Annotated in this window: 28 protein-coding genes and 1 pseudogene; 11 read left to right on the forward strand and 18 right to left on the reverse strand. The window is 58.8% G+C overall.

The annotated features are described in order from the left end of the window. Positions 1-317: pseudogene (locus BLT03_RS22935) on the forward strand (IS5/IS1182 family transposase); the annotation flags it as partial. Positions 318-360: 43 nt separating this feature from the next. After that, the gene (locus BLT03_RS22940) at positions 361-684 is read left to right on the forward strand and encodes a hypothetical protein (RefSeq protein ID WP_092746094.1); all 324 of its coding nucleotides are present in this window, start codon (positions 361-363) and stop codon (positions 682-684) included. Positions 685-787: 103 nt separating this feature from the next. Here the strand turns inward: BLT03_RS22940 and BLT03_RS22945 are convergent, their stop codons facing one another. The 3 genes from BLT03_RS22945 to BLT03_RS22955 form a co-directional block, all read right to left on the reverse strand. Beyond that, the gene (locus tag BLT03_RS22945; RefSeq protein WP_217640198.1) at positions 788-1,336 is read right to left on the reverse strand and encodes a hypothetical protein; all 549 of its coding nucleotides are present in this window, start codon (positions 1,334-1,336) and stop codon (positions 788-790) included. A gap of 319 nt (positions 1,337-1,655) precedes the next feature. Next, a complete protein-coding gene (locus BLT03_RS22950) occupies positions 1,656-2,228 on the reverse strand; it encodes a GNAT family N-acetyltransferase (RefSeq protein ID WP_175537848.1) in 573 nt (190 codons plus the stop codon). Between the two features lie 94 nt (positions 2,229-2,322). Further along, positions 2,323-2,712, reverse strand: coding sequence for a hypothetical protein (locus BLT03_RS22955; RefSeq protein ID WP_092746097.1), 390 nt, complete (start codon positions 2,710-2,712; stop codon positions 2,323-2,325). Between the two features lie 125 nt (positions 2,713-2,837). Between BLT03_RS22955 and BLT03_RS22960 the strand changes: the two genes are divergently transcribed. From BLT03_RS22960 to BLT03_RS22990, 8 genes are read left to right on the forward strand one after another with little or no spacing between them, the layout of a single operon-like run. Beyond that, positions 2,838-3,335, forward strand: a complete 498-nt coding sequence (locus tag BLT03_RS22960; protein ID WP_175537849.1) for a PH domain-containing protein — start codon at positions 2,838-2,840, stop codon at positions 3,333-3,335. Positions 3,336-3,343: 8 nt separating this feature from the next. Beyond that, entirely contained in the window at positions 3,344-3,559 is a 216-nt protein-coding gene (locus BLT03_RS22965; protein WP_092746099.1) for a hypothetical protein, read from the forward strand. 11 nt (positions 3,560-3,570) lie between these two features. Beyond that, the gene (locus BLT03_RS22970; protein ID WP_092746100.1) at positions 3,571-4,317 is read left to right on the forward strand and encodes a DsbC family protein; all 747 of its coding nucleotides are present in this window, start codon (positions 3,571-3,573) and stop codon (positions 4,315-4,317) included. Then, entirely contained in the window at positions 4,314-4,973 is a 660-nt protein-coding gene (locus tag BLT03_RS22975) for a hypothetical protein (protein ID WP_175537850.1), read from the forward strand. The genes BLT03_RS22970 and BLT03_RS22975 overlap by 4 nt, the downstream gene beginning before the upstream one ends. A gap of 15 nt (positions 4,974-4,988) precedes the next feature. Continuing rightward, entirely contained in the window at positions 4,989-5,915 is a 927-nt protein-coding gene (locus BLT03_RS22980) for a DUF3262 family protein (RefSeq protein WP_245711533.1), read from the forward strand. A 25-nt stretch (positions 5,916-5,940) separates the two neighbouring features. After that, positions 5,941-6,213: a hypothetical protein gene (locus BLT03_RS24620; RefSeq protein WP_175537851.1), complete on the forward strand. Its 273-nt coding sequence runs from the start codon at positions 5,941-5,943 to the stop codon at positions 6,211-6,213. A gap of 15 nt (positions 6,214-6,228) precedes the next feature. Then, positions 6,229-6,645 (forward strand): hypothetical protein, encoded by a 417-nt coding sequence (locus BLT03_RS22985; RefSeq protein ID WP_092746102.1) that lies wholly within the window; start codon positions 6,229-6,231, stop codon positions 6,643-6,645. Between the two features lie 9 nt (positions 6,646-6,654). After that, on the forward strand, positions 6,655-7,104 hold the full coding sequence (locus BLT03_RS22990; protein ID WP_092746103.1) for a virulence factor: 450 nt from the start codon (positions 6,655-6,657) through the stop codon (positions 7,102-7,104). 90 nt (positions 7,105-7,194) lie between these two features. Here the strand turns inward: BLT03_RS22990 and BLT03_RS22995 are convergent, their stop codons facing one another. The 3 genes from BLT03_RS22995 to BLT03_RS23005 form a co-directional block, all read right to left on the reverse strand. Beyond that, on the reverse strand, positions 7,195-8,169 hold the full coding sequence (locus BLT03_RS22995; protein ID WP_092746104.1) for a tyrosine-type recombinase/integrase: 975 nt from the start codon (positions 8,167-8,169) through the stop codon (positions 7,195-7,197). 147 nt (positions 8,170-8,316) lie between these two features. Next, positions 8,317-9,498 (reverse strand): CaiB/BaiF CoA transferase family protein, encoded by a 1,182-nt coding sequence (locus tag BLT03_RS23000; RefSeq protein WP_092746105.1) that lies wholly within the window; start codon positions 9,496-9,498, stop codon positions 8,317-8,319. Between the two features lie 11 nt (positions 9,499-9,509). Then, positions 9,510-10,454, reverse strand: coding sequence for a tripartite tricarboxylate transporter substrate binding protein (locus BLT03_RS23005; protein WP_245711535.1), 945 nt, complete (start codon positions 10,452-10,454; stop codon positions 9,510-9,512). 167 nt (positions 10,455-10,621) lie between these two features. Between BLT03_RS23005 and BLT03_RS23010 the strand changes: the two genes are divergently transcribed. Further along, positions 10,622-11,563 (forward strand): LysR substrate-binding domain-containing protein, encoded by a 942-nt coding sequence (locus tag BLT03_RS23010; RefSeq protein WP_092746107.1) that lies wholly within the window; start codon positions 10,622-10,624, stop codon positions 11,561-11,563. Positions 11,564-11,584: 21 nt separating this feature from the next. Here BLT03_RS23010 and BLT03_RS23015 read toward each other — a convergent pair whose 3' ends face one another. The 12 genes from BLT03_RS23015 to BLT03_RS23065 form a co-directional block, all read right to left on the reverse strand. Next, the gene (locus BLT03_RS23015) at positions 11,585-12,634 is read right to left on the reverse strand and encodes a TRAP transporter substrate-binding protein (RefSeq protein WP_092746108.1); all 1,050 of its coding nucleotides are present in this window, start codon (positions 12,632-12,634) and stop codon (positions 11,585-11,587) included. Between the two features lie 284 nt (positions 12,635-12,918). After that, complete coding sequence (locus tag BLT03_RS24230; RefSeq protein ID WP_139160512.1) at positions 12,919-13,170, reverse strand: hypothetical protein; 252 nt, start codon at positions 13,168-13,170, stop codon at positions 12,919-12,921. A 20-nt stretch (positions 13,171-13,190) separates the two neighbouring features. Further along, positions 13,191-14,036 carry a hypothetical protein gene (locus tag BLT03_RS23020; protein ID WP_139160513.1) on the reverse strand — a complete coding sequence of 282 codons (846 nt, stop codon included), beginning with the start codon at positions 14,034-14,036 and terminating at the stop codon, positions 13,191-13,193. Beyond that, a complete protein-coding gene (locus BLT03_RS23025; protein ID WP_092746110.1) occupies positions 14,036-14,695 on the reverse strand; it encodes a tyrosine-type recombinase/integrase in 660 nt (219 codons plus the stop codon). Before BLT03_RS23025 ends, BLT03_RS23020 begins: the two co-directional genes overlap by 1 nt. 176 nt (positions 14,696-14,871) lie before the next feature. Then, on the reverse strand, positions 14,872-17,178 hold the full coding sequence (locus tag BLT03_RS23030; RefSeq protein ID WP_434802431.1) for a DEAD/DEAH box helicase family protein: 2,307 nt from the start codon (positions 17,176-17,178) through the stop codon (positions 14,872-14,874). A 122-nt stretch (positions 17,179-17,300) separates the two neighbouring features. Next, positions 17,301-17,942 (reverse strand): hypothetical protein, encoded by a 642-nt coding sequence (locus BLT03_RS23035; RefSeq protein ID WP_092746129.1) that lies wholly within the window; start codon positions 17,940-17,942, stop codon positions 17,301-17,303. Beyond that, on the reverse strand, positions 17,935-18,225 hold the full coding sequence (locus BLT03_RS23040; RefSeq protein ID WP_092746111.1) for a hypothetical protein: 291 nt from the start codon (positions 18,223-18,225) through the stop codon (positions 17,935-17,937). The genes BLT03_RS23035 and BLT03_RS23040 overlap by 8 nt, the downstream gene beginning before the upstream one ends. A 118-nt stretch (positions 18,226-18,343) precedes the next feature. After that, positions 18,344-18,784, reverse strand: a complete 441-nt coding sequence (locus BLT03_RS23045) for a hypothetical protein (RefSeq protein WP_092746112.1) — start codon at positions 18,782-18,784, stop codon at positions 18,344-18,346. Between the two features lie 108 nt (positions 18,785-18,892). Next, positions 18,893-19,123 (reverse strand): hypothetical protein, encoded by a 231-nt coding sequence (locus BLT03_RS23050; RefSeq protein WP_092746113.1) that lies wholly within the window; start codon positions 19,121-19,123, stop codon positions 18,893-18,895. A 16-nt stretch (positions 19,124-19,139) separates the two neighbouring features. Beyond that, positions 19,140-19,448: a hypothetical protein gene (locus tag BLT03_RS23055; RefSeq protein WP_434802430.1), complete on the reverse strand. Its 309-nt coding sequence runs from the start codon at positions 19,446-19,448 to the stop codon at positions 19,140-19,142. Between the two features lie 124 nt (positions 19,449-19,572). Beyond that, positions 19,573-19,986 carry a hypothetical protein gene (locus BLT03_RS23060; protein ID WP_092746114.1) on the reverse strand — a complete coding sequence of 138 codons (414 nt, stop codon included), beginning with the start codon at positions 19,984-19,986 and terminating at the stop codon, positions 19,573-19,575. Positions 19,987-20,246: 260 nt separating this feature from the next. After that, the gene (locus BLT03_RS23065; RefSeq protein ID WP_139160515.1) at positions 20,247-20,684 is read right to left on the reverse strand and encodes a hypothetical protein; all 438 of its coding nucleotides are present in this window, start codon (positions 20,682-20,684) and stop codon (positions 20,247-20,249) included. Positions 20,685-20,838 lie beyond the last annotated feature (154 nt).

Raw genomic sequence — 20,838 nt, forward strand, 5'->3', positions numbered from 1 at the left:
TGAAGGTCGAGGGCGTGCGCATCCTGATGTCAGGCCAAAAGCGTGGCATCACCCGAATGCTCAAGGCCATGATCAAAAGGCGCAGCGCCATCGAACCGGCTATCGGGCACATGAAGATGGACGGCAGGCTTGGCCGCAATCCGCTCAAGGGTGCGCTGGGCGATGCGCTGCATGCGGTGATGTGCGGGGCCGGGCACAACCTGCGCCTGATCCTGGCCGCGCTGCGGTTTTATTGCGCCCGATTCGGGCTGTCGATGCAGCCGGTCATCGCAGCCCTGGTCGCTGCACCCGCTGACCGCCGACCTCTCTGCTGCTGAGAACGGAATTGTTCAGGACGGACTCCTTAAGGCCTGCGCCGAGTTGCTCACCCGCTCGTTTCGGATCAGTTGGTACGACCGCTTTCCTGCTGCCGAACACGTCCAGGCAGGCCAGCAGAGCATGGCCATGCATTTGGGAGCATCGGTGGGTGGCGGTAGCGTGCCGGCGCAATCGATCGCGGTGATGGCCAGCCTGGTCAATCCTGCGGCCACATCAGACGAGGAAAGTGCGGAGCAACCCAAGCCCGCGGTCAATAAATCGAACCGCGCCAAATACGTTTGCCCGTGTGAGAAGCAAGTGTGGGGCAAGCCGGGGTTGCTGCTGATCTGTGGCAGTTGCCGGAAGGATTTTGAAGCGCAGCGCTGACGGAGATTCAGCGGTTGGGTTCGTCAGACTGTGCAGCTATTGTCTTTAATGGCTGCCAAGTTCAAACATCAAAAAATCACTGTTTGCAAAGCCTGATCTTGGTTCAATCACTCGATTCCATGGAGTTCTTCCATCTGGTATAAAAATCAGTGTAGACGTCAGTATGTCCTGAATTTCGAGCGACAGCGTAATAGTCTTCGAATGACTGATAGCTGGGACTTGGAACGCCTGTATATGCGTCGCTCGCCACATACCACAGCGAAGGATTTCCGTAGCCCGCAGCCTCGATCTCAGGGCGTGCTTCGCTGTAATATCTGGACATCTCTTCAATGGTCCCATATTCAACGCGCTCTTTATTGTGCGCAGCCCTTGCAACACCTATTTTCCCTTGCGCAAATTCGACGTTGACTTGTTGGAAATCAGTCGCTCTGCCCAAATTGGTGAGTTCAATCAAAAGAGTATTCAACAGTTGGTGATGATTGCCGTCGATATCGCTCGCTGTCGATTCAGTCAGCAAAATGGTTCTGTCGCTGACCCGCGTTGCCGCGTGACCATAGGAGTGTCCTGTTTCATCGTCGGCAACGATATGGATGGTGGCTCCTCCTTCGCGAGCAACGGTGTCCAAGCGGTCACGCAAGGTGGCAGAATTCAAATAAATATCTTTCACCAAGCCAAGAGCGCGTGCGATACGCTGATCACCACTTGGGTTGTTAATGGAGGAAAGTACCGAACTCCAATGTCCGGCGCCCCGACTAGTTCCCGCCACATTTGTGGACTGCGATCTTCCTCGCAATCCCGCAAGTGGTCCGTCCGCAGTCAATTGCCTGCGTGCCCTCTGGTCGTTTGAGGCTGTGCTGGGCGCAGATGATGAGCGTGAGCTGGTCGAGGGACTGGGAGAGTAGACGCGTGTCGGTTTTGAATTGCAAAGGCCCATAGAATTCGATTCGGAATTTTCAGATCTGTTGTGCTTGTCATCTAAATTTCAATGACGATGGCATCAAGAATGAACATAATCCCTTAATTGCCCACACAAGATCATCGATTGCCGAATAAATTCGGCTAAAAACGAAGTTTCTATCCAAGAGCTCACTGAATTCCAGTTGTCGCGCCTTTGGCTGTAAATGCGCCCACCGCTCCGCTTCGGACGCCATGTCCGAAACGGAGAGTTGCTGGGTCAATCTGATTCCCGCACTGCCCAATCCCCTCGCAAATCGCCAAAAGCTGCATGCGCTATAGAGTTCCTTCACCACGGTGATCGGCAAGTCGTAGGTTTGAGCCAGAAATAGCAGCAAGGCGGTGCCATAGCCTTGCCGGCGATGTGCGCTCAGTATCTCCACTTCAAAGATATAGACCCGATCATTCAATGGGGACACAGCGTAGCAAGCCCTTCCCACCGTGATCCCCGCCTCGTTTTTGATGATTACCTTGACGTCCGGATTGGGCGCTGTGAACGTCATGTAGTAGTTTCGCGTGACATCCACGGTGATTTTTGGAACGTGTGCCAGCCGACGCTGCACAAGCCATCGAGAAAGAAAATTACTCACAAATACCTCCCTATTTGAAACCTTCATGTGCCAAGTGTTGGCTGTTAATCACGCACCCTGTGTGCGCTGCAAATTCAGGTGGACAGGAGTGCAGTCAACCACGCACGAGCCGATTCACCGCGTGGCCGGACAGGCACAGCAGCGCGAATGCGCTCAGCTTCGTGTACCACTCGGCCCACCATACGCTGAACAACTCCCGGTGCGTGGAGTCGGGACTGTTGCCGTAGGCCCAGTGGTCGATCGCCGGAAACCAGGCGCACCACACGAGAGCCAAGAACAGTGGCCAGGTGTTTCGGATGCCGAAGATGGAATCTCTGTCGAAAAGAAAGATGAAGAAGCCGGCAAACAACGTCACCGCGAACGTATAGCCCGTCACCCTCACTGCGGTAGCTAGGTCCAGACCCGTCGCCCCTGCGATGGACGCGATGACCGCCATGCCAAGGATCATCCATCTGCCGTCGTCGCTTTCGTAAGCGTTCGCCATATGACCTCCCAGTCATTGATTTTTCGTTTGCCATGAGAACCGGTGGCTGTCAAGCCGAAACCGTGCGCCACGTGCCGGATGGTTTCCGGCTGACGTCCGGCCCGTGCCCACCTACATTGCTGCCGATGTCCAAGAACCATGCTTCCGATGCCGCCCGCATGGCGAGCCAAGCCGGCGTCCCCTCTGCCCACCAAATCGAAACCCGCGTGCTCTGGTCCGCTGGCCAGGGTCAGGTCTGCAATGCCGGCGTGTTCGTGTTCGCCCTGCTCTTTTTCTGGCTGGTCCTGCCGGTCGGCTGGGCGCTGTATCGGTATTTACGAACGGCGAATCACCATTACGTGCTGACCGACCAGCGGCTGCTGGAACACTCGGGAATAATCGTCAAGAAAATCGAAGCGCTCGAACTCTACCGGGTCAAGGACTTGTCCGTCTCGGGTAATTTGTTGCAAACCGTTTTTGGTCGTGGGCAAATCATCTTGCTCACCACGGACAGCACCAATCCCACGTTGATAATCGACGCCGTGCCGGATGCAGCCGGTGTATCCAAAACCATACGCGACGCCGTGGAAGACTGCCGCGCGGCCAAAAGGCGTTCGCGCATTCGATTATTAAAAAATCTATGAGGGAATCAATGCAATCCTTTGAAATCATCCGGCGAAAAATCATCACCGAGCAAAAGACCGCTTTGTTGCGTGCTCTCGTGATCGCCACTGCCGTACTGGGCGGCGCCGGCATCGGCCTGCTTTGGGGCGACGCATCGTCGTTCCATGGCCTGGTTCGCATCGGCGCACTGGGCTCGCTGGCCGGTAGCGTGGCACTCCTGCTGACCCATCCCAAAACGAGTTGAGGAAATCATCGATGTACCAAATTTATCGGCCGCGCCTACGCGCCCTGCTCCTGCGCGCAACCGTGCTGGCCAGTCTGTCCATGGCGGTGGGCGCACAGCCGGTTCCACCCAGTCTCAAAGCCACGATCGAGCAGAACACGGCGGGTAAGGTCCGGGTGGAGCAGATCACAGCCTCTCCCATCCCCGGCATCTACCAGGTCGTCTCCGAAGGCGAGATCTTCTACACCGACGCCTCCGGCCGCTTCGGCTTCGTGGGTGGGGCCATGGTGGACATGAAGACGCAGCAAGACCTCACCGCGCCGCAGCTTGAAAAGCTCAACAGCGTCCCTTTCGCAAGCCTGCCGCTCAAGCACGCGATCAAGGAGGTGCATGGCAACGGCAAACGACAGGTGGCCGTGTTCGAAGACCCGCAGTGCCCGATCTGCCGGGTCTTCACCAAGTTCGTGGACCAGCTCGATGACGTGACCGTCTATCGGTTCATGTTTCCCGTCATCAGCCCGGAGTCCGCGCAGTTCGCGCGCGCCGCGTGGTGCTCGCCCAACCGTGCCGAGGCTTGGCAGCAGGTCATGGCGGGCCGGCGACTGCAGGGCCGGGAGGACTGTGACACCAGCGGCCTGGTCGAGATCCTGAAGTTCGGCGAGCGGCACCGTATCCAGAACACACCCACGGTGATCCTGGGCAATGGAAAGCGCCTGGTGGGGGCCACGCCGCCCGAGCAGTTCATCGCCGAACTGGACGCCAGCACGAACATCAAATGAATCATCACACCAAGAGGGAAGGAACTATGAAGGTATCGAACAGGAAGAGAGTGATCGCATCCGGCCTGGTGGCCACCGCGCTGTGCATCGCCGCCGGCGCCACGGGTGCGCAGGAACGGGGGAATATCAAGTTTCCCGCCGAGTTGAAGTGGAAATTGATGCCTCTGGTGACCTTCAATTCACGGCAATACATCAGCGGTAATCCAGAGGAAAAAAGGCTTCTGGAGCCGATCTGGAAAGAGAACATCGATTCCACGCCGTTGAACCTCAGTCGCAACGACGGCAGCAGGCTGGGCAGCTTCATCCTCTATCAGACGCATGAGAATAAGGAGAACAGGTATATCTTCACCATGTTCAGTGCCTTCGAGTCCAAATGCGAGCCACCTCCAAACGGGCCATTTGCACAAAAAGGCTATGTACCACCGATGTACAGCATTTGCCCCATGCGCGTTATCGTGGAAGATAAATCCACCGGACGCAGGAAGCAAAAGGATTTTCCGAATTACTGCCACCTGTCCATAGACGACGAAAATACGCCGCTCGCGCAGAATCACACAGAATTCGCGTTCGACGACAAGACTGACAGCGCCTACTTTCGGGTGATCCAGTACGGCAAGCGTGTGCCTGAATGTGATCGTGCGTTGCACCTCGGATGACGGTGGAAGCAAACCATGCAACGCACCTTCTTCGCGCTTTGCTCGGCGCTACTGTTGGGCTGGCTGGCGCTGCTGGCCACGCATATGCCTGCTTCGGCTCAGCAACGCCTGGTGACCAACGACCGCGTGACCGCCGATCAGGTGGCTCAAGCGATCGCCAACTCACCTAATGCCAGCCAATGGCTGCGTGCGAATGCGAACGCCGTGGGCAACCTGGCCATCAACGTCGAGAGCGGCGGATACCTCTCGGTCTACAACGGTTCATGCTGCTATGGCGTGCTGCAGATGAACAACGAGAACATCCGGCAGGCAACTGACGTGACGCCCGCGGAGTTCAGAACATGGAGCCTGCAGCGCCAGGTCGATGCCTGGTCGCGAGTCATGTCGCAGGCGCTGCAGGCCACCCCGGCTCAGGCCCTGGCGGCTCTGGGCACGTTCGACGGGCGCCGCGTGGACGCGAACATGATCCTGGCCTGTGTGCAACTGGGCATCGGCAACTGCCAGCGCATGATCGCCTCGGGGCGCTGCTCGGGCTTTGCCGACTCCAATGGCACGACGATCTGCGGCATGGCTGATCGCATCGCCGGCAACGCGCCCTCTCCCACCACGCCTGGCACCACCGCGCCTTCCACGCCGATTTCGAGCGGTGGCGGCATCGCATTCAACAACGGCTGCATCCGTGGGTCCGATGGCCAGTGCGTGCCCGTCACCGAGGCACTGCGCATCGGCTTCGAGCAAGGCTCGGGCGTGTCCATGGCGCGCATGCGCTCCATCATCCAGATGCTGCTGGTGGCCATCACACTGCTCGTCGTCTCCAGCGCCATGGTGGGCGTGTGGCAGCAGTACGCCCGCGGCGTCATCGACAAGGCCACGATGATGGAGTACATGCAAAAAGGCTGCGTCATCGTGATGATCGTCTTTGCCGTGATGACGATTTTTTGAATGCACTGCGGCTTTCTCTCGCACCTTGCCCGATTCGTTTTCTTTGGCTGGTGCAGGCCAACGGCAAGTAAAAGGAAACAATGACTACGATATGCACCGAGTGCGGCAGCAACAAGTTGTTCTGGTGCTGCTCAACGTACAACAAAAGCGATGTAGTGGATGGGCGCTTGCGCATGCACGATGTAGGGGCCAATTCGCACTGGGCTGCGATGAATGTTCAGAAACCGTCCAGTTGGTTTCCGGCGATCAAATCTCTGAGCGCTTGACCTGTGAGTTGAACGCAGTACAACCTGCCTGAATCTGAAGGAAAGAAATGAAGACGTTGCAATACATTGGATTCACTGGAAAGCAATGCAGTTGCCAATACAAGGTTGGAACGGTTGCGAATGATCTCATTGTGGTGTTTGTTCAAGGCCCGTTGAACCAGACAAGCATTACCAATCTGATCGAGGTACTCGCCAGCAAAGTTCTTGGCGAAGACCTCTCGGAGGAAAATCCTCAGTCGGTGCGATTTTTTGAACACTACCCACATCATCTAAACCCTTTAAGGGAATGGCAGGAAGTGGTTTTTGAGGAGCGCCACGAAGTGGCCAAAGACAAAGGGTTGATGGCCAAACTGTTGAGCTTTACCAAAAGCGAGAACCCGCAAAGCACATGGATAGTTGACTCCCCTTATTGGAAGCCCGTTCCAACCGCATTGAGAGAGCAGTTGGCGGCTTTCATCTTGTAGGAAAAAACCATGGATCGCTGTCTCATCGTTTTCGATTTGGATACCAAGTTACTTGAAGAGCATTATCACAACGCGAGTTGGAGGAATGGGTACGCCGACATTCAGCGCGTACTCAACAGGCACCGCTTTCAAAACATCCAAGGTACTGTGTATCTGAGTGAGCGCGGTGTTCGTCAGGCGCACGGAACGCTTGCACTGCAGGAGGTCGCCATTCGGTACTCATGGTTCGAGAAATGCGTTGCCAACGTGCAGTTTTACGATCTTGCCGATGACTTCAATGCGCAATTCATCATTGATGGCGTCACGCAGGCGCGTCTGGCATTTGAACGTCGAATTGGCGTACTTCGCCAGCAGTTGATAGATGCTGGCTTGCCAACGGAAAAGGTGAACGAGATAGTGGGCAAACAGCAGTTCACGCTTGAGAACGTCAGCCAAGCTGATGTTCCCAAACTGAACTGAGAGGAAAAAGCGCCGCAGGGTAACACGTCCAAAAGCAGGCATTTCCGACCTGATATTTCTTTTGGGATTTCATGGTTGCGTAGCTGTGCCTCATTGTCCCGGCATGCGGCCCCGACGATGCTCCGCTCTGCAGGGCGGTTGTGGTTCATAACAGATCCCCCTCGGATGGTGCCGCTCGATGACGCCTCGCAAGTAGCCCATCGACGTCCTGGCGTAGATGGTCGTGGTCTGCAGGCATGCATGGCCGAGCAACATCTGGATCACGCGCAGATTCGCCCCGGCCTGGTACAGGTGCGTGGCGAAGGCATGCCGCAGCGTGTGTGCCGTCACCATCGGCAGGCCTGCCGCGTCGGCATGCCGGCGGATCGTGCGCTGTAGGGCGCTGTAGTTCAGGGTGCCAGAGGCCGTCGCATGGACGAACAGGGCCGGGACTGTGCGCTGGCAGGCCTGTAATAGCGCGGGGCGCGCTTCGCACAGGTAGCGCTCCAGCCACTGTGCGGAGTATTCCCCGAACATCACGATCCGCTCCTTGCCCCCTTTGCCCATCACCTGGGCCGCGCGGGTGCGCAGACACAGCTGGTGCGGGCGCAGACTCAGCAGTTCCGCGGCACGCAGGCCGGAGGCATACAGCAGTTCCAGGATCGCCCGATCGCGCAGGCCCAGGGCGAACTGGGTGTCGGGTTGCTCCAGAAGGCGGTGCACCGTGCGTTCGCAAGGGACGTACCCCAGGCTTTGCTGGTGAGGCCGGCGCCGCGGTGATTCGATGAACTGCCAGGGGTCGCACTCCATCATGCTCTCGCCTGCCAGCCAAGCGTAGAACGTGCGAAGCACCCAGGTCTTCTTGTCCACCGTGGTTTGGGCATGCCTGCGCGACTGCTCGCTCATCCAGTGCCGAAGATGCAAGGCCGAGACATCCAGCCGCGTGATTCCAAAGCGTTCCCGCAGCCATCGCTGCCATTCGATGAGTGCATAGTGGGCCACCTGCAAGGTACTTCGCGCATACCCGCATTCGTGCTTCAGATATTCCTCGAAGCGCTCTTCCACGAACAGCTTCGGCCGCGTCACGACGGATCACCTGTCCCTAAGCGATCAAGCATGCGTCGAGCGGGAGTCGGTACCGGCGCATCCGCCAAGCGTCCGAAGACGCAGATACGAGCGCGCGCACTCCATCCGCCGGCACATCCGGCATGATTCTTCAAATCCATGGGGTCCCTAAATCGCGCCGTGGGCGCGCAGGTCTTTGATGGCTTGGTCTGTCAGACCGGCTTCACGCAGTAATGCGTCGGTGTGCTGGCCTACCGCGGGGATCGGCTCCATGCTGGCTTGCCAGCGGTTGCTTCGCCCTGGAGGCAGCAAAGCAGGCAGCGGACCAACTGGCGAGTCCACTTTGCGCCAGCGCTCGCGTGCTTTCAGTTGGGGGTGGGCCCACAGCTGTGCCATGTCATTCATGCAGGCATTGGCAATTTGCGCTTTTTCGAGTCGCGCCACCACTTCGTCAGTGGTCAACTTCTCGAAGACGTTCAGAATCAGCTGCCGAAGCTCATCCCGGTGCGCATTGCGTTGCGTGCTGTTGGCGAAACGTGGCGCCTGAGCGAGCGCGGGCTCACGCAAGACAACGGTGCAGAAACTTTCCCATTCCCGCTCGTTTTGCACGCCCAGCATGACCTTGCCACCATCGCCGGCGGCAAATGGTCCGTAGGGGTAGATCGTTGCGTGGGAAGCGGCGCTGCGCTCCGGGGGCGGTGCCCCCTCGAAGGCGTAGTACATCGGAAAGCCCATCCACTCCACCAGAGACTCAAGCATGGAGACATCGATGTGGGCGCCCTCCCCTGTCTTCTCGCGCCGTAGCAGCGCCGCAAGGATGTTTGTATATGCATACATGCCCGCAGCGATGTCGGCAATCGAGTTGCCGGTCTTGCAAGGCGACTCCTCGGTCCCCGTTATCGAAAGCAGGCCCGCTTCGCTCTGAATCAGCAAGTCATAGGCCTTCTTGTCCCGGTATGGCCCGTCGTCACCGTATCCGGAGATGTCGCAGACCACCAGGCGGGGATTGGTGTGGGAAAGGCTGGCGTAATCCAAGCCCAAGCGGGCCGTGGCGCTGGGCGCAAGGTTCTGCACGAACACGTCCGCCTTCTCGATCAGTCGCCTGAGCACGTCCAGCGCCCGTGGCTGCTTCAGATCCAGCGTCAGGCTCTTCTTCGATCGGTTTGTCCACACGAAGTGCGATGACATGCCCCTCACCCGCTGGTCGTACTCGCGCGCGAAATCCCCAGACTCTGGGCGCTCTACTTTGATGATGCGCGCGCCCAAATCCGCCAGCTGACGGGTACAAAAAGGCGCTGCGATCGCATGCTCCAGAGAGACAACGGTAATGCCTTCGAGAGGTCGGGTCATCGCGCGCCTCCTCAGTCCACTTCTGCGCGCGAAGCTTTGACGATCTTTTCCCACTTGGCCAGGTCGCTGCGCAGCTGGGCCGCAAACTGATCGGGGGATGTTGGTGCGGCGATCTCCACGCCCTGCTGGTCCAGCTTCTCGCGCAGATCCTGCGCTGCCATGGTTTTTCGCATGCCATCCTGTAGCGTGCGCACCACCGCTGGTGCTACCCCAGCCGGGGCAAACAAGCCGATCCACAGCGTACCTTCGTAGCCTGGCACCGCTTCGGCAATCGCCGGCACGTCGGGCAGTACAGGCGTGCGCTTGGCGCCGCTCACAGCCAAGGCGCGCAGCCGGCCTGCCTTGATGTGTGCCAGCGATGATGGCAAGCTGGCGAACACGATGGGCAGCTGTCCTCCCAATACGTCGTTCAGCGCTGGTGCAATGCCTTTGTAGGGAACATGTTGCAGCGAAACTCCTGCCATCTCATTCAGCATCTCGCCCAGCAGGTGATTGAGCGTGCCGTTGCCAGCCGAGGCGTATTGGTACTGGGCGTCCTTGCGCCGAGCAAGGGACAGGAAGTCGCCGAAGGTCTTGGCAGCGAATGATGGATTGACCAGCAGAACGTTGGGCACGTTGCCAATCATGGCGACAGGAACGAAATCCTTCACAGGGTCGAATCCTGGATTTCGATAAAGCGCAGGGTTGATCGCCTGGCTGCTGCTGATCGTGACAAGCAGCGTGTACCCGTCCTTCGGACCTCGCGCTACGTATTGGGTCCCGATGTTGCCGCCGGCGCCAGGCCGGTTGTCGACAATGGCTCCGGTGCCCAGTACCTCCCCCAGTTTGTGGGCGACCACCCGGCCAACGATGTCGTTGGTGCCGCCTACCGTTTGCGGCACTACCAGCGTGAGCGGGCGCGTGGGATACGCCGCCTGGGCCTGCGCGAGCGTGGCGCCGAGTCCCAAGGTTCCCATCAGCAGCGTTGCTGCAAAAAATTTCAATCTCATAGTTCTACTCCCTTTATTACCCGGCTTACGATTCGGGCTGGGGGTGAATTCTGCAGAGATTCGCGCGCTACACAATTTGCGATTTCAGAAGCGAGGCTTCGTTTTTCATTAATGCTCGAAATACGTTTTCTTACATGCAGTTCGATCTGACTGATTTGCGTCTGTATGTGTGCGTGGCAGAGATGTGCAACTTGACCCGGGCCGCGGCCAAACACAATATGTCCCTCGCTGCGGCAAGTACGCGCATCAAGGCGCTGGAAATGCAGGCCGGCGTCTTGTTATTGGCACGCGAAGCAAGGGGAGTCCGACTGCTACCGGCTGGCGAGGCTTTTGTTCATCATGCGCGCTTGATGCTGCAACAGGCAGACCTTCTCCACGCAGAAATGGGGGAATATGGCGGCGGATTGCGCGGGCATTTACGGCTGCTGGCCAACACCACTGCTGTCACAGATTTCCTACCGGAAATACTGGCAGATTTCCTCTCAGATCATCCACATGTCAACGTGGAGTTGGAAGAACGGCCCAATGCGATGATTCCGCGGGGTGTTTTGGAAGGTCGTGCGGATCTAGGCATCATTGCTGGTTCCATTGATACTTTGGGACTGGTCTCTATCCATTTCAGTACCGACCGGCTGGTTCTGGTCACCTCTCCCAGCCACCGTTTCGCACGGCGACGCTCCGTAAACTTCGCTGAAACGCTAGAGGAAGACGTGGTGGGGATGCCGGAGGGCAGCACGCTGCAGGCATTTCTGGATCAGATCACCCAGCAATTGGGGCATCGTCAGAAACTTCGAATTCGGTTGCGGAGTTTCGAGGCGATGTGCCGCATGATCAGCAGCAATGTGGGCATTGGGGTGCTGCCCGAGTCGGCTGTCATCCGCAATCAGTTGGCTATGCCACTGGCGATGGTGGAATTGCGAGACGAGTGGAGCGTGCGTGAACGCCACCTGCTGATGCGTGACAGGGCAACTCTGCCCGTGTATGCACAAGCATTGGTGGACAACCTTTGCCGGCATTACGATGCTGGTCGCCTACTCTCAGCGAGCCCACCCCAAATGCTTGCTGCATCCGGGTGAATTCCTTGCCCGACCTCTCGCCTATTTGGGAGTTGTCGTGCTTCCGTTTGCGAAATACGGGATCAGCATCCGATTGCCCTCGGCGCCGGTCTCTCGAAGGTACTCGACCGAAAATTTCTCCCCGATGCGCCGCAGTTCGTTTCGCAACTCGGGCTCGGGCGTATTCACCTTGATGCCCTTGCTTGCCAGCTCCGCCAGCGAGACTGTGGATGCCGCCTCACTTGCCATCCAGCCTCGCTTTTGCGCCTCGCCAGCTGCCGCCATGACGGTCTGGCGAGTGGACTCGGGGAGTGCGGCCCACTTGGCCTTGTTGGCGATCACGATGTTCTTCGGATACCAACCCCGCGCGTTGTAGAAATATTTCGCCGGCCCCTCCCACAACTTCGAGTCCACCCCGGTCGCGGGCGATGTGAACATGGTGTCCAGCCGCTGGTCCTTGAAGGCCGAGCCGATGGCCTGCGTGGGCACGTCGACGGGGGTGGCGCCCATGAGTTGGGCAAGACGCACCGTGCTGGGGTTGTAGGTGCGCATTTTCGATCCGCGCAGATCCGCAACGCTGCGCACAGGGCGCGTGGTGAACAATCCCTGGGCTGGCCAGGGCACGGCGTAAAGGATCACCAGGCCCTGCTTGTCCAGGGTCTCCTGCAGGATGGGGCGCTGAGCATTCCACAGCCGTAAAGCATCGTCGTAGCTGTGGACGATGAAGGGGATGGCATCCGCGCCGGCGATCCGGGTGTCGCTGGCCATGGAACTGAGAAGGACCTCTCCCGCAGCCAGATCTCCAGAGCGGACTTTGCCCACGATCTCGGAGGGACTGGCAGCAATGCCGTCTGTGTGCACCTCGATGACCAGGCCGCCCTTGGTTCGGTCATTGACGTTCTGCGCGAATTGGCGCAGGTTCACACCATGAAAAAGCTCCTTCGGGTAGCCCGAGGCCAGCGTCCACGTACTCTGCGGAGTCTGAGCGGCCAAGGGTTGCAGGCTGGCGCACGCCGCTGCGGCCGCCAGCACCCTTGCTGCTAATCGAAGGATCTTCTCGGTCGAGCTGGCCAATCGAACAGGGGATTTCATCAAGGCTTTCCTATGCTTTGACTGCGAAAACTACTGCAGCAAAGCCTTCGGGTACAAATGCATCTTGCACTCGAAGGCAGGTGTACCGGCGCGTCTCGATCAGAAACGTCGTATTGACACGCGGTACGCACTCCAGGGTCGCCTCACTTATGTCAACACCCCGTGCAACGCTTCGTAGGGCCTCGACTTCCGGTGAAGTCATGAAAGTAGTGGGAGGGTAAAGCAGCGCGATTAGCAACCGCTTGGGTTGTTCGTTCGTATCAGTCATGACCATCCTATTTTTCCTAGATGATGATGCTGAATTCAAAAAACCTCTTGTCACCCAGCACCGCAGTCCAAGTTGTCATCGATGTTTGCTGAACGTATAACACTGAGAGATTGGGGAAATTGGCGGAAATCCAGCGACCAAGAATCTGATAGATATGTTCTCCGATTCCACCTTGCTCGCTATGTTCTCCAGGGGAAATGCTGCAAGTGAAAACAGGAGTAATCACCATCATCGTTGTCTCTGGATCTAGCTTGAGTGTCGTTTTCAAGTTGTACTCCTGCTTTCCCCTCAATTGGCGAGCGTGTCAGCGTATGAGACTTTGTGGCCGTCACTGTGCAGGGCGTGGAGGGTGTGCGCGACCGCTCGATAGAACGCGGCATGGTCGACGTTCGCAAAAAGCGGACCATCGCAGTCCCGAAACATCGTCATCCCTTCATCCTTGCGCATCAGGGTGAGCCTTCCACTGGAATGGCGAGACACCTTCAGTTCAATCGACTCAGCAAGTTGCTCAACCGAAACATCCGGACCCACCAGTGTTTGAATTTGGTCTTTACTTAGCAGCACGGGACCGCTGTGAACATGGAGCTTCGCAATAGGATCTTGTCCATTGGCGGTGATGCGTGCATTAGCACGCTCCACCAATTCCAAAAGCTGACCATCCAAACCTGTGCCGCCACGGATTGCCAACGTGTCATAAAAAGCACTTGCGTATGACTTCGACTCCTTTGGTTGACGGGACAGCATTGGCGTGTAAATGCCGCGACCAACCAACTGAATCCCGGCCTGAAAGAAACGACCTGCTTTCGTTTCGAGAGTGAACTCTTGCGTATCCCCAAACTGACCAGATTGATCATCGTTGTTCATATTTAGAACCCTTTCAATCAAGCCTTGATTGTAGTGCCCATTGGGCACTTTCACAAGGGATTTCATAACTGATGTCTTCAACCGCTCATGCGCGAGAATTTCACAGACCAATTGCCACGCTGTGTGGGGCATTTCTCGATAGCTGCCTGAGTCAGGTGGCATGAGCCATTTGCGAAAAGTTTCCCAAGAAGTGGCCATACGATCAGCCAGCTCTTTCTGCGTCATACCGAGAGCCGCGCACGCCGAACGGAGTAAGTCTTGTTGCTGCATTAAACAGCCCTCGCCACGATGTCGGCCAGGCGCACGGGATCGCCCTCCACCAAGCGCTTCGTCGTGCTCACGCTCTTATGCCCGAGGATCGCCGCGATGTGCACCAAGTCACGGCCTTGGCGATGCTGCTTGACGGCAAAGGTGCGCCGGGCAGACTGGGCGCTGCCACCTTCGATCCCGGCGTTCGCATGCAGGCGTGAGATGTAGGCGCCGAGCGTGTTGCACGAGTAGCTCCAGACGCCCGAAGAGAGCACCCGCTTGGTCAGTGCATAAGCTCCACCATCCTCGGTGAGAAACAAGGCGCTTTCAGGGTCGAGCCCACGATAGGCCCCCTTCTTGACCGTGGTGCCGTGCTTGTGCTCCACGCGCCATGCCAAGTAGGCATCCAACGCGGTGACAACTCGCCTGTTCGACCAGAAAAGGGGGCGCTCTTCGCCGTTGTGAGCAACATCAACGCGCACGGCGCTCGTGCTACGGACGTTGCCCTTGGCATCAAGATAGTCGCCGACCGTGATGGTGGCCAACTCCGTGACGGACATGGCCGTGCCGTAGAGGGTCAGGATCAATGCGGTATCGCGAAGGGGGAAGCGGCTGCATGCAGCCGTCGCTTTGAGCAGGTGCTCGATCTGCTTGTCTTCGATGACGGGAGGTTTTGCCACTCTTGCAATTGTGCGTAGTTGACGAATTACATAGAGTCTATCGTTTGAGAGCGGGTTTGCCTATCGACAGCACGAGCGCTGGCGCCACATCAAGGAAAGTTGGGCGCCACTCGGCAAGCGCGCCAATAGAAAAGCCCTGCCCCGCAAACCGGGACAGGGCTTTCAGGAGCCGGCCGTCAATCGGCCAGCAGTTTCTTGGCGAGGGCCACCTCGATGCTGTCTCCCGCATCATTCAGTACGTCCAGGCCTGAGTCGGGCATGTCGCCTGACGTGGATTGCGACACCGCGATCTTCTTGGCCATCAGCTTCAAGCACTCCATCTGGGTGCTGCCGGCATAGCCCAGAAAGATGACCATCACCGCCAACTTCTGCCCGATTCGCCAGGAGCGCCGGGCCGCCTGCTGGACGGTATAGACGTTGTAGCCGCTCTGCATGAACATGATGGTCGGGAACTCCAGCAGGTCCAAGCCAGTTTTCACCAACTCGGGATTGCAGATGAGCACGTCGATGCCCCTCTCGACCTGGTCGGCCACCCAGTCCTCACGGCGGGCGGCATCCACGCTGGCGCGCAGCACGCCCACCTTGAAGCCATGCAGTTCCAGCAGCGCCTTCAAACGCGCTGTCGTGTCGCGGGTGCCCGAATACACCGAATAGACCAACACCCTGCGCCCCTGTGCCTTCTCTTGCTGGCAGATCCTCAGCAACGCCAACTCTTTTGGAGCAGGTTCGCTGTCGGTAAAAACCGCCGGTTGAACAGCCAGCGTCGCGCGCGTTCTCGGGTGCTTGACCGTCTCCGTGCGAAAACAGCAGTCTGGCCAAGCCAGCAGCACGTTCATCACGACGCCCAGCAAGGTGCTGTCCTTCATGGCCAGCGCCTGCTTGAGGGCACTGACCAAGACCCTGGTCAAACGCTCATAGGCATCCTTCTGCGCTTCGCCCATCGGCAACTCGATGAACTGCTCCTGGTAGGGAGGCAGCACCTTCTGGCCGATGTCTCGCAACTTGAGGAACACCGTGACGGGCAGCACGTACCGCATGATGCCGACCGGGCCAAAGCCCGGCGCCTTGCTGGTGCGTACCGTCATTTGCTTGGCCTTGGCCGTCCTGTGGGAGGTGCCACTGGACTCCTTGTACACGTCCTTCAAGATGCCGTGCTCGCGCATGAAGCCCATGGCGGCGGGCCCCATCGAGCCGCTCTTGGATGGCTTGAAACCGTCCTCGATCAGGCTTGCCGGGTTCAGGCGCCACAGCAGGTGGAACAGATCGTCGGCGTAGCCGCCCATCAGCGTGCCGGTCAGCAGCAGTGTCTTTCGACACTGGCTGGCCAGCACACCCATGGCCTGGCCCTGTGCAGAGCCCTCGTTCTTGTACTCATGGCCCTCGTCGACGACCAGCAAGCCAAAGTAGCCGCGGGGCAGATAGCGCTTCACGAATTCGGTGGCCTGATACCCGCCCTCGCCGATGCTGAACTCGAAGTTGGCCAGCGAGCGCTCCATGCGCGTGGCCTGCCGATCACTGAACACCAGCTCGCCATTGGCGTCCATGAGGTTCAGGAACTCGTACACGTTGTCGCCCAACATGGCGCCCAATGCGTCTTCTCCAAAGATGCCCAGCAGTTTGCGGGCGGTTTTCTCTCCAATGGTGGGCATCTGCTTGAGCGCGCCCAGCACCAGGTCGTGCATCGACTGGATCGGCCGACCCGATCGCATCAGCGTCCACAGCGAACTTCCGCAGTGATCGCACTTGCCTCGCCGGTCTCCCAGGCTGGCCATCGCCAGTTCCGCGGAGATTGGCATCGGGTGACCTTCGTCGTCATCGCGCGTGATCGGCGTGAGGCAATCGGGGCACGCTGCTACAACGAGTACCTGGTCATGCACCTTCTGACGCCGTGTGACGAACGCAGGTTTCCAATGGAAGCCCATGCGCATCCTCACCCGGCCCAACACAAAGAACTCAGGCTGGCTGGTCTTGAGGCCCAGGGATTTGCGGAGCATCAGCAGCTTGCGCAGCGTGTCCGGACCATTGAGCACCCACACCTTGGCGTCAGGCACCGTCTCGCGGATCTCGCGCCGCCACTTGTACACAAGGTGCGGCGGCGAGATCACCAGCGTGCGCGGATGTGTGCGCTGCAGCAGCGCGGCCGCGCAGATGGCCATCATGGTCTTTCCTGTGCCCATTTCCGCATTGATGACGGCAGCGGGTTGATCGTGATCGACCAAGAGCTTGACGGCGGCATGAACCGCGTCGGCCTGGGCCTTGAAGGGCTTGCGCTTGAGCGAGTCGAGAATGCTTTGCCGGGCTTGCCAGGCACCCTGCCCTTCATCTCGTGCCGGATCGTAGATCGGCGGGTTCTGTGAGCGCACCTGGGCCAGCAGCCCGTCGCCAAACTCCTCGATGAAGTTGGCCAGGGCCATGTTGTCGAAGCCGTCCTGGGTCAAGGGTTGGGCAGCATCAGCTGTAGGGGTGGAAGGATCTGCAGGGATTTCTGCAAGAGAGGCATTGACGGTTTGCATAGAGGTTCTCCTTGAACGAAAAAATGCGGAGAACCAGCGGGGGGCCAGTTCCCCGCGCGGGTTGCAAAGTGAGTGGCCGGATGGCCACGGGATCAGAGAGTCAAGGTGCGGTTCTTCACGCCATCCTTGATGAAGCCGACGAAGTAATCCGTCAGGCTCACGCGAACAGCCTGTACAGGGCCAATGGCGGGATAGATCGCGTCGCCCAAGGCCTGCGTGGCGCGCTTGTTTTCACACCAGGTCAGCAAGGGTTGCCGCCAGTGGTCCAGCAATGCGACGGGAGATAGCCCGACGATGGTCTTCCACACACGATCCTGCAGCGTCACGTTGGTCACGGGACCGCCGTCGAAAGACGCTTTTGCGCCGGCCTCCTGGTGCAACACCCAGGCGATCCGATTGGCGCGGTCAGGCTGCTGCAGACGCTTGTCGAACACCCACATCTGGCTCAACGGACCGAACAGGTTCTGCCCGGGCAACCTGCCGGCATGCTTGGTGAGGCGGTCGGTGCCGCCCACGTCCACCGGATGTCGCTCGCCGGCGGCGTTCACCAGGTGATAGCGCTGCACGCCCCGCTCCTGGCCACCCAGCTCCATCGCTGCGATGAACTGCATGATGGAGCCGTCCCGGCCGTAGATTGACAGGAACATGAATTGGCCTTCGCTGTCTCTCAGGCACGCGTCCACGAAGATCTCTGGGAACTCCTCGATGCGGTAGAGCCCGTTGGAATCAGCCATGCGCGTCACCTCCCTGCGCTGATGCAGCCTCGGGTGCCCAAAGCCATGCGGCAATCCACACGCCACCCGATGCTGGCGCCACGAAAGGCTCATCATCGATTTCAATGTCGTTGTCCGATGGCTGTGCATAGATCGCTCTTGCACGCTCGATTTCTTGCGAGAAGGCGATCCTGTCGCCGCGTAGCTCATGCAGATGAAGGCCCAGCTCCGTGACGCATTCGGCAAGGCCCGATGTGCACCAGCTGGCGATGGTGGCCTGCGCCAGTTCCTCGATCCTCAGCATGGCGGGAGTCCTGTGTTGTCCATGAATTCACTCCTTGAAAAAGAAGCGGGTCCATGCCTTTTCAGGACTGGACCCGCAAGGGTTGTTGAAAGAAAGCTGCCACCGAAGTGGCTTCGTTTCAAAGTGTTGGCGTCAGTTGCGCATTCGCCGCGATGCCACACTCGTGCTCCATCCGCTCAATATCTGCAGGCGTCAACGGTTCGCGCTTGATAAGGCTCACGACGAGGAAATGGCGATCACCACCCATGTCCATGAAGAAGCCGAAGCTGCTGTCCTCACCGAAGGTCAACTCGATCTCCTGGTCGATCACTGCGATCCGCCGTGCGCTGGCCGTCACCATGAATGAGGGCGTGCGATCACCCCCTTCCAGGTTGATTTGCTCCAGTTCGCAGTAGTCCACCGACACCTCGTCGGCCGCCCAGATGGCTTTAAACAGCCGAGCCTTTCCGGTCTTGCTGGTCTTGGCACATAGGGGGCAGGAGCCGAGTTGCCCGGCTTCCAGTTCACATTCGCAAAAATGGCAGAAATTGGCACCCGATATGGGCACTGCGTTAGTCATGCTTGAATCCTTCAGGAAAAAGGTGCGAGGCAGTCCCGTGCAGGGCCTGGCCCCGCACGGGTGGTGGAAATGTTCAGCCGACCTCAGTCGGCTGCATCAAGCTGGGGATCAGTCCCAGCCATAGTTGGCTTGCATCTTTTGCCGTACTTCCCCAGCAACTGCGACCCATACCTCTCCATTGATGAATGGGCTGTCGAAGGTTGCGGGATCGGCTTGGCTGACGGTTTCGGCATACTTTCTGATCGCCTCCACGATGAGCAGCTGCACCACCGCGCCGTAACGGCTGTACTCCATCATCTCGACGACCAGTTCCACGTTGGTCAGCGGCTTTTCTGGCATGGCAACGCCGCCCTCACTACTCCGAAGGCAACAGCAGCGTGGTTACGCTGCGGTCGCACTCGGTGATGATCCAGACGGTGGTGTTCCCTTCGAGCTGGTAGGCCGAAAGGATGCGGTTGCCAAGGCGCACAGCCTGGTCGTTCAGTCGGCGATCGTCTTCACAGAGATCACCCCAGTCGCCCAGCAGATGCCGGCGCAAAAGCACATAGGGGTTCAGCCGGCCGCCGGCGACCAGGGCGTTCACACCTTGCGTCATCACGGTCGATCCCAATGGGAATCGGGGCAAGCATTGCGCCGCTTGCGGCGCTTCGTACACAGCGTTCATGGACTTCTCCAAAAATGGGGAAACCGCCCCTTGAGGAAGCGGTGTTCCCCAAGGGTTGATGAAAGGGCTGCGGCAGCAGCCGCGGTTTGAATGCGCCGGCCGAAGCCGGTCAGCACAAGGCCGTTCAGCGAGCGATGGCGCTCGGTGCGTGGACAACCGGCTGCGTGGGCTCTGCGACGTTAAGCTGCGGAGCCTCCGTCTCGGCTTGCACCTGGGCCGCGTAGTGCAACTGCGCTGCCTGGCGGATGGCATCGATCTGGCGCAGGGCCCTCTCGTGCTGCTGCGCCACCACTTTTTCGGTGATGCGCGGCGGCTGCGTGGTCACGATGCGGGTGGAGAAATCTCCGCACCCAGTGCCCAAACCCATGGCATGGGTCTGGTAGCCAGCAGCATTGACGCTCCAGCACGCAGCGCTGGTCAGCAGCCCGCCACCGATCTGGCGACGGGATGTGCGGATGACCAGCTCGCGCCGTTCATCCAGGGGGACGACCGTCTTGGCATTCCAGCCATCGCGGTCCTTGTAGATCTTCGTTTCCATGGTGGTTCTCTCCTGCAAAAAGGCGTGAAGCCACCCCCTGCAGGGCGAGGCCCCACAGGGTTGATGAAAAGGTTTTGACAAGAACTCCACTTGGCTGATCGCCCAAGCGGGCACGTTTTCAGAGTTGAACGTGCCTGAAACCATTGGTGATTGGTTCAAATGGTTTCCCACAAAGGCCGTGGGTCTGGCCGCTGTGGGAACCCATTTGCATGGGTTCTGGCCTTGTCCAGGACAAGGAAAGGGGCGCTGCGCGCCGGGTATCAGGGCCTGTAGGCCTCGCGGTGCATTTGCCTCACGCGCCGGAAGAGCACGCGCCGCATACGCCGCAAAAACATACGCACGGTCGGGTTGACCAGCACATAGATCCCGAGCCCGATCTGTCGATAGACGTTTCGGGCAATGGCCAGTGCGGGATGCACTGGCTGGAGGTTTTCCATGCGCTGCAACTCGGCCATGGCACGCTCGTGCTGCCAGGCGACCGCAATGCTTTCCGTCATCGACGGCGGCATCCTCGTGTTGGCCAGGCATGTCCAGGAGCTTTGCTCGTAGGCCGCATCGTCCCGGCAAAGCCAGGTGATGAGGCGACCGTCATAGTCCAGCCGCGTCTCCAGCCACAACGCTACGCGTTGGTCGGTCAGTCCTTCGCTGGTAGCCACGCAGTGGCCGTTCATGCGGCGGTACTCGGTGTTGATGAACATTTCTTTCCTTTGCGGAGAAACATGAAGCCATCCCCTGTGGGTAGGCCCCACAGGGTTGATGAATTGGTTTGACAAGAACTCCATCTGCTGATCGCAGACGGGCACGTTTTCAGAGTTGAACGTGCCTGAAACCATTGATGAATGGTGCAAATGG

Source organism: Paracidovorax valerianellae, assembly GCF_900102625.1.
GTDB lineage: Bacteria > Pseudomonadota > Gammaproteobacteria > Burkholderiales > Burkholderiaceae_C > Paracidovorax > Paracidovorax valerianellae.

Excerpts from the sequence above, each read along its gene's own strand:
- BLT03_RS22975 (WP_175537850.1), top strand. The coding sequence starts at position 4,314 with ATGAATCATCACACCAAGAGGGAAGGAACTATGAAGGTATCGAACAGG.
- BLT03_RS23020 (WP_139160513.1), bottom strand. The coding sequence starts at position 14,036 with ATGCAGCAACAAGACTTACTCCGTTCGGCGTGCGCGGCTCTCGGTATG.
- BLT03_RS22965 (WP_092746099.1), top strand. The coding sequence starts at position 3,344 with ATGCAATCCTTTGAAATCATCCGGCGAAAAATCATCACCGAGCAAAAG.
- BLT03_RS23060 (WP_092746114.1), bottom strand. The coding sequence starts at position 19,986 with ATGGAAACGAAGATCTACAAGGACCGCGATGGCTGGAATGCCAAGACG.
- BLT03_RS23015 (WP_092746108.1), bottom strand. The coding sequence starts at position 12,634 with ATGAAATCCCCTGTTCGATTGGCCAGCTCGACCGAGAAGATCCTTCGA.
- BLT03_RS23040 (WP_092746111.1), bottom strand. The coding sequence starts at position 18,225 with ATGCTGAGGATCGAGGAACTGGCGCAGGCCACCATCGCCAGCTGGTGC.
- BLT03_RS23050 (WP_092746113.1), bottom strand. The coding sequence starts at position 19,123 with ATGCCAGAAAAGCCGCTGACCAACGTGGAACTGGTCGTCGAGATGATG.
- BLT03_RS23055 (WP_434802430.1), bottom strand. The coding sequence starts at position 19,448 with ATGAACGCTGTGTACGAAGCGCCGCAAGCGGCGCAATGCTTGCCCCGA.
- BLT03_RS22955 (WP_092746097.1), bottom strand. The coding sequence starts at position 2,712 with ATGGCGAACGCTTACGAAAGCGACGACGGCAGATGGATGATCCTTGGC.
- BLT03_RS22970 (WP_092746100.1), top strand. The coding sequence starts at position 3,571 with ATGTACCAAATTTATCGGCCGCGCCTACGCGCCCTGCTCCTGCGCGCA.
- BLT03_RS22990 (WP_092746103.1), top strand. The coding sequence starts at position 6,655 with ATGGATCGCTGTCTCATCGTTTTCGATTTGGATACCAAGTTACTTGAA.
- BLT03_RS22980 (WP_245711533.1), top strand. The coding sequence starts at position 4,989 with ATGCAACGCACCTTCTTCGCGCTTTGCTCGGCGCTACTGTTGGGCTGG.
- BLT03_RS22960 (WP_175537849.1), top strand. The coding sequence starts at position 2,838 with ATGTCCAAGAACCATGCTTCCGATGCCGCCCGCATGGCGAGCCAAGCC.
- BLT03_RS23035 (WP_092746129.1), bottom strand. The coding sequence starts at position 17,942 with ATGGCTGATTCCAACGGGCTCTACCGCATCGAGGAGTTCCCAGAGATC.
- BLT03_RS23065 (WP_139160515.1), bottom strand. The coding sequence starts at position 20,684 with ATGTTCATCAACACCGAGTACCGCCGCATGAACGGCCACTGCGTGGCT.
- BLT03_RS23010 (WP_092746107.1), top strand. The coding sequence starts at position 10,622 with ATGCAGTTCGATCTGACTGATTTGCGTCTGTATGTGTGCGTGGCAGAG.
- BLT03_RS22985 (WP_092746102.1), top strand. The coding sequence starts at position 6,229 with ATGAAGACGTTGCAATACATTGGATTCACTGGAAAGCAATGCAGTTGC.
- BLT03_RS23000 (WP_092746105.1), bottom strand. The coding sequence starts at position 9,498 with ATGACCCGACCTCTCGAAGGCATTACCGTTGTCTCTCTGGAGCATGCG.
- BLT03_RS23045 (WP_092746112.1), bottom strand. The coding sequence starts at position 18,784 with ATGACTAACGCAGTGCCCATATCGGGTGCCAATTTCTGCCATTTTTGC.
- BLT03_RS23005 (WP_245711535.1), bottom strand. The coding sequence starts at position 10,454 with ATGGGAACCTTGGGACTCGGCGCCACGCTCGCGCAGGCCCAGGCGGCG.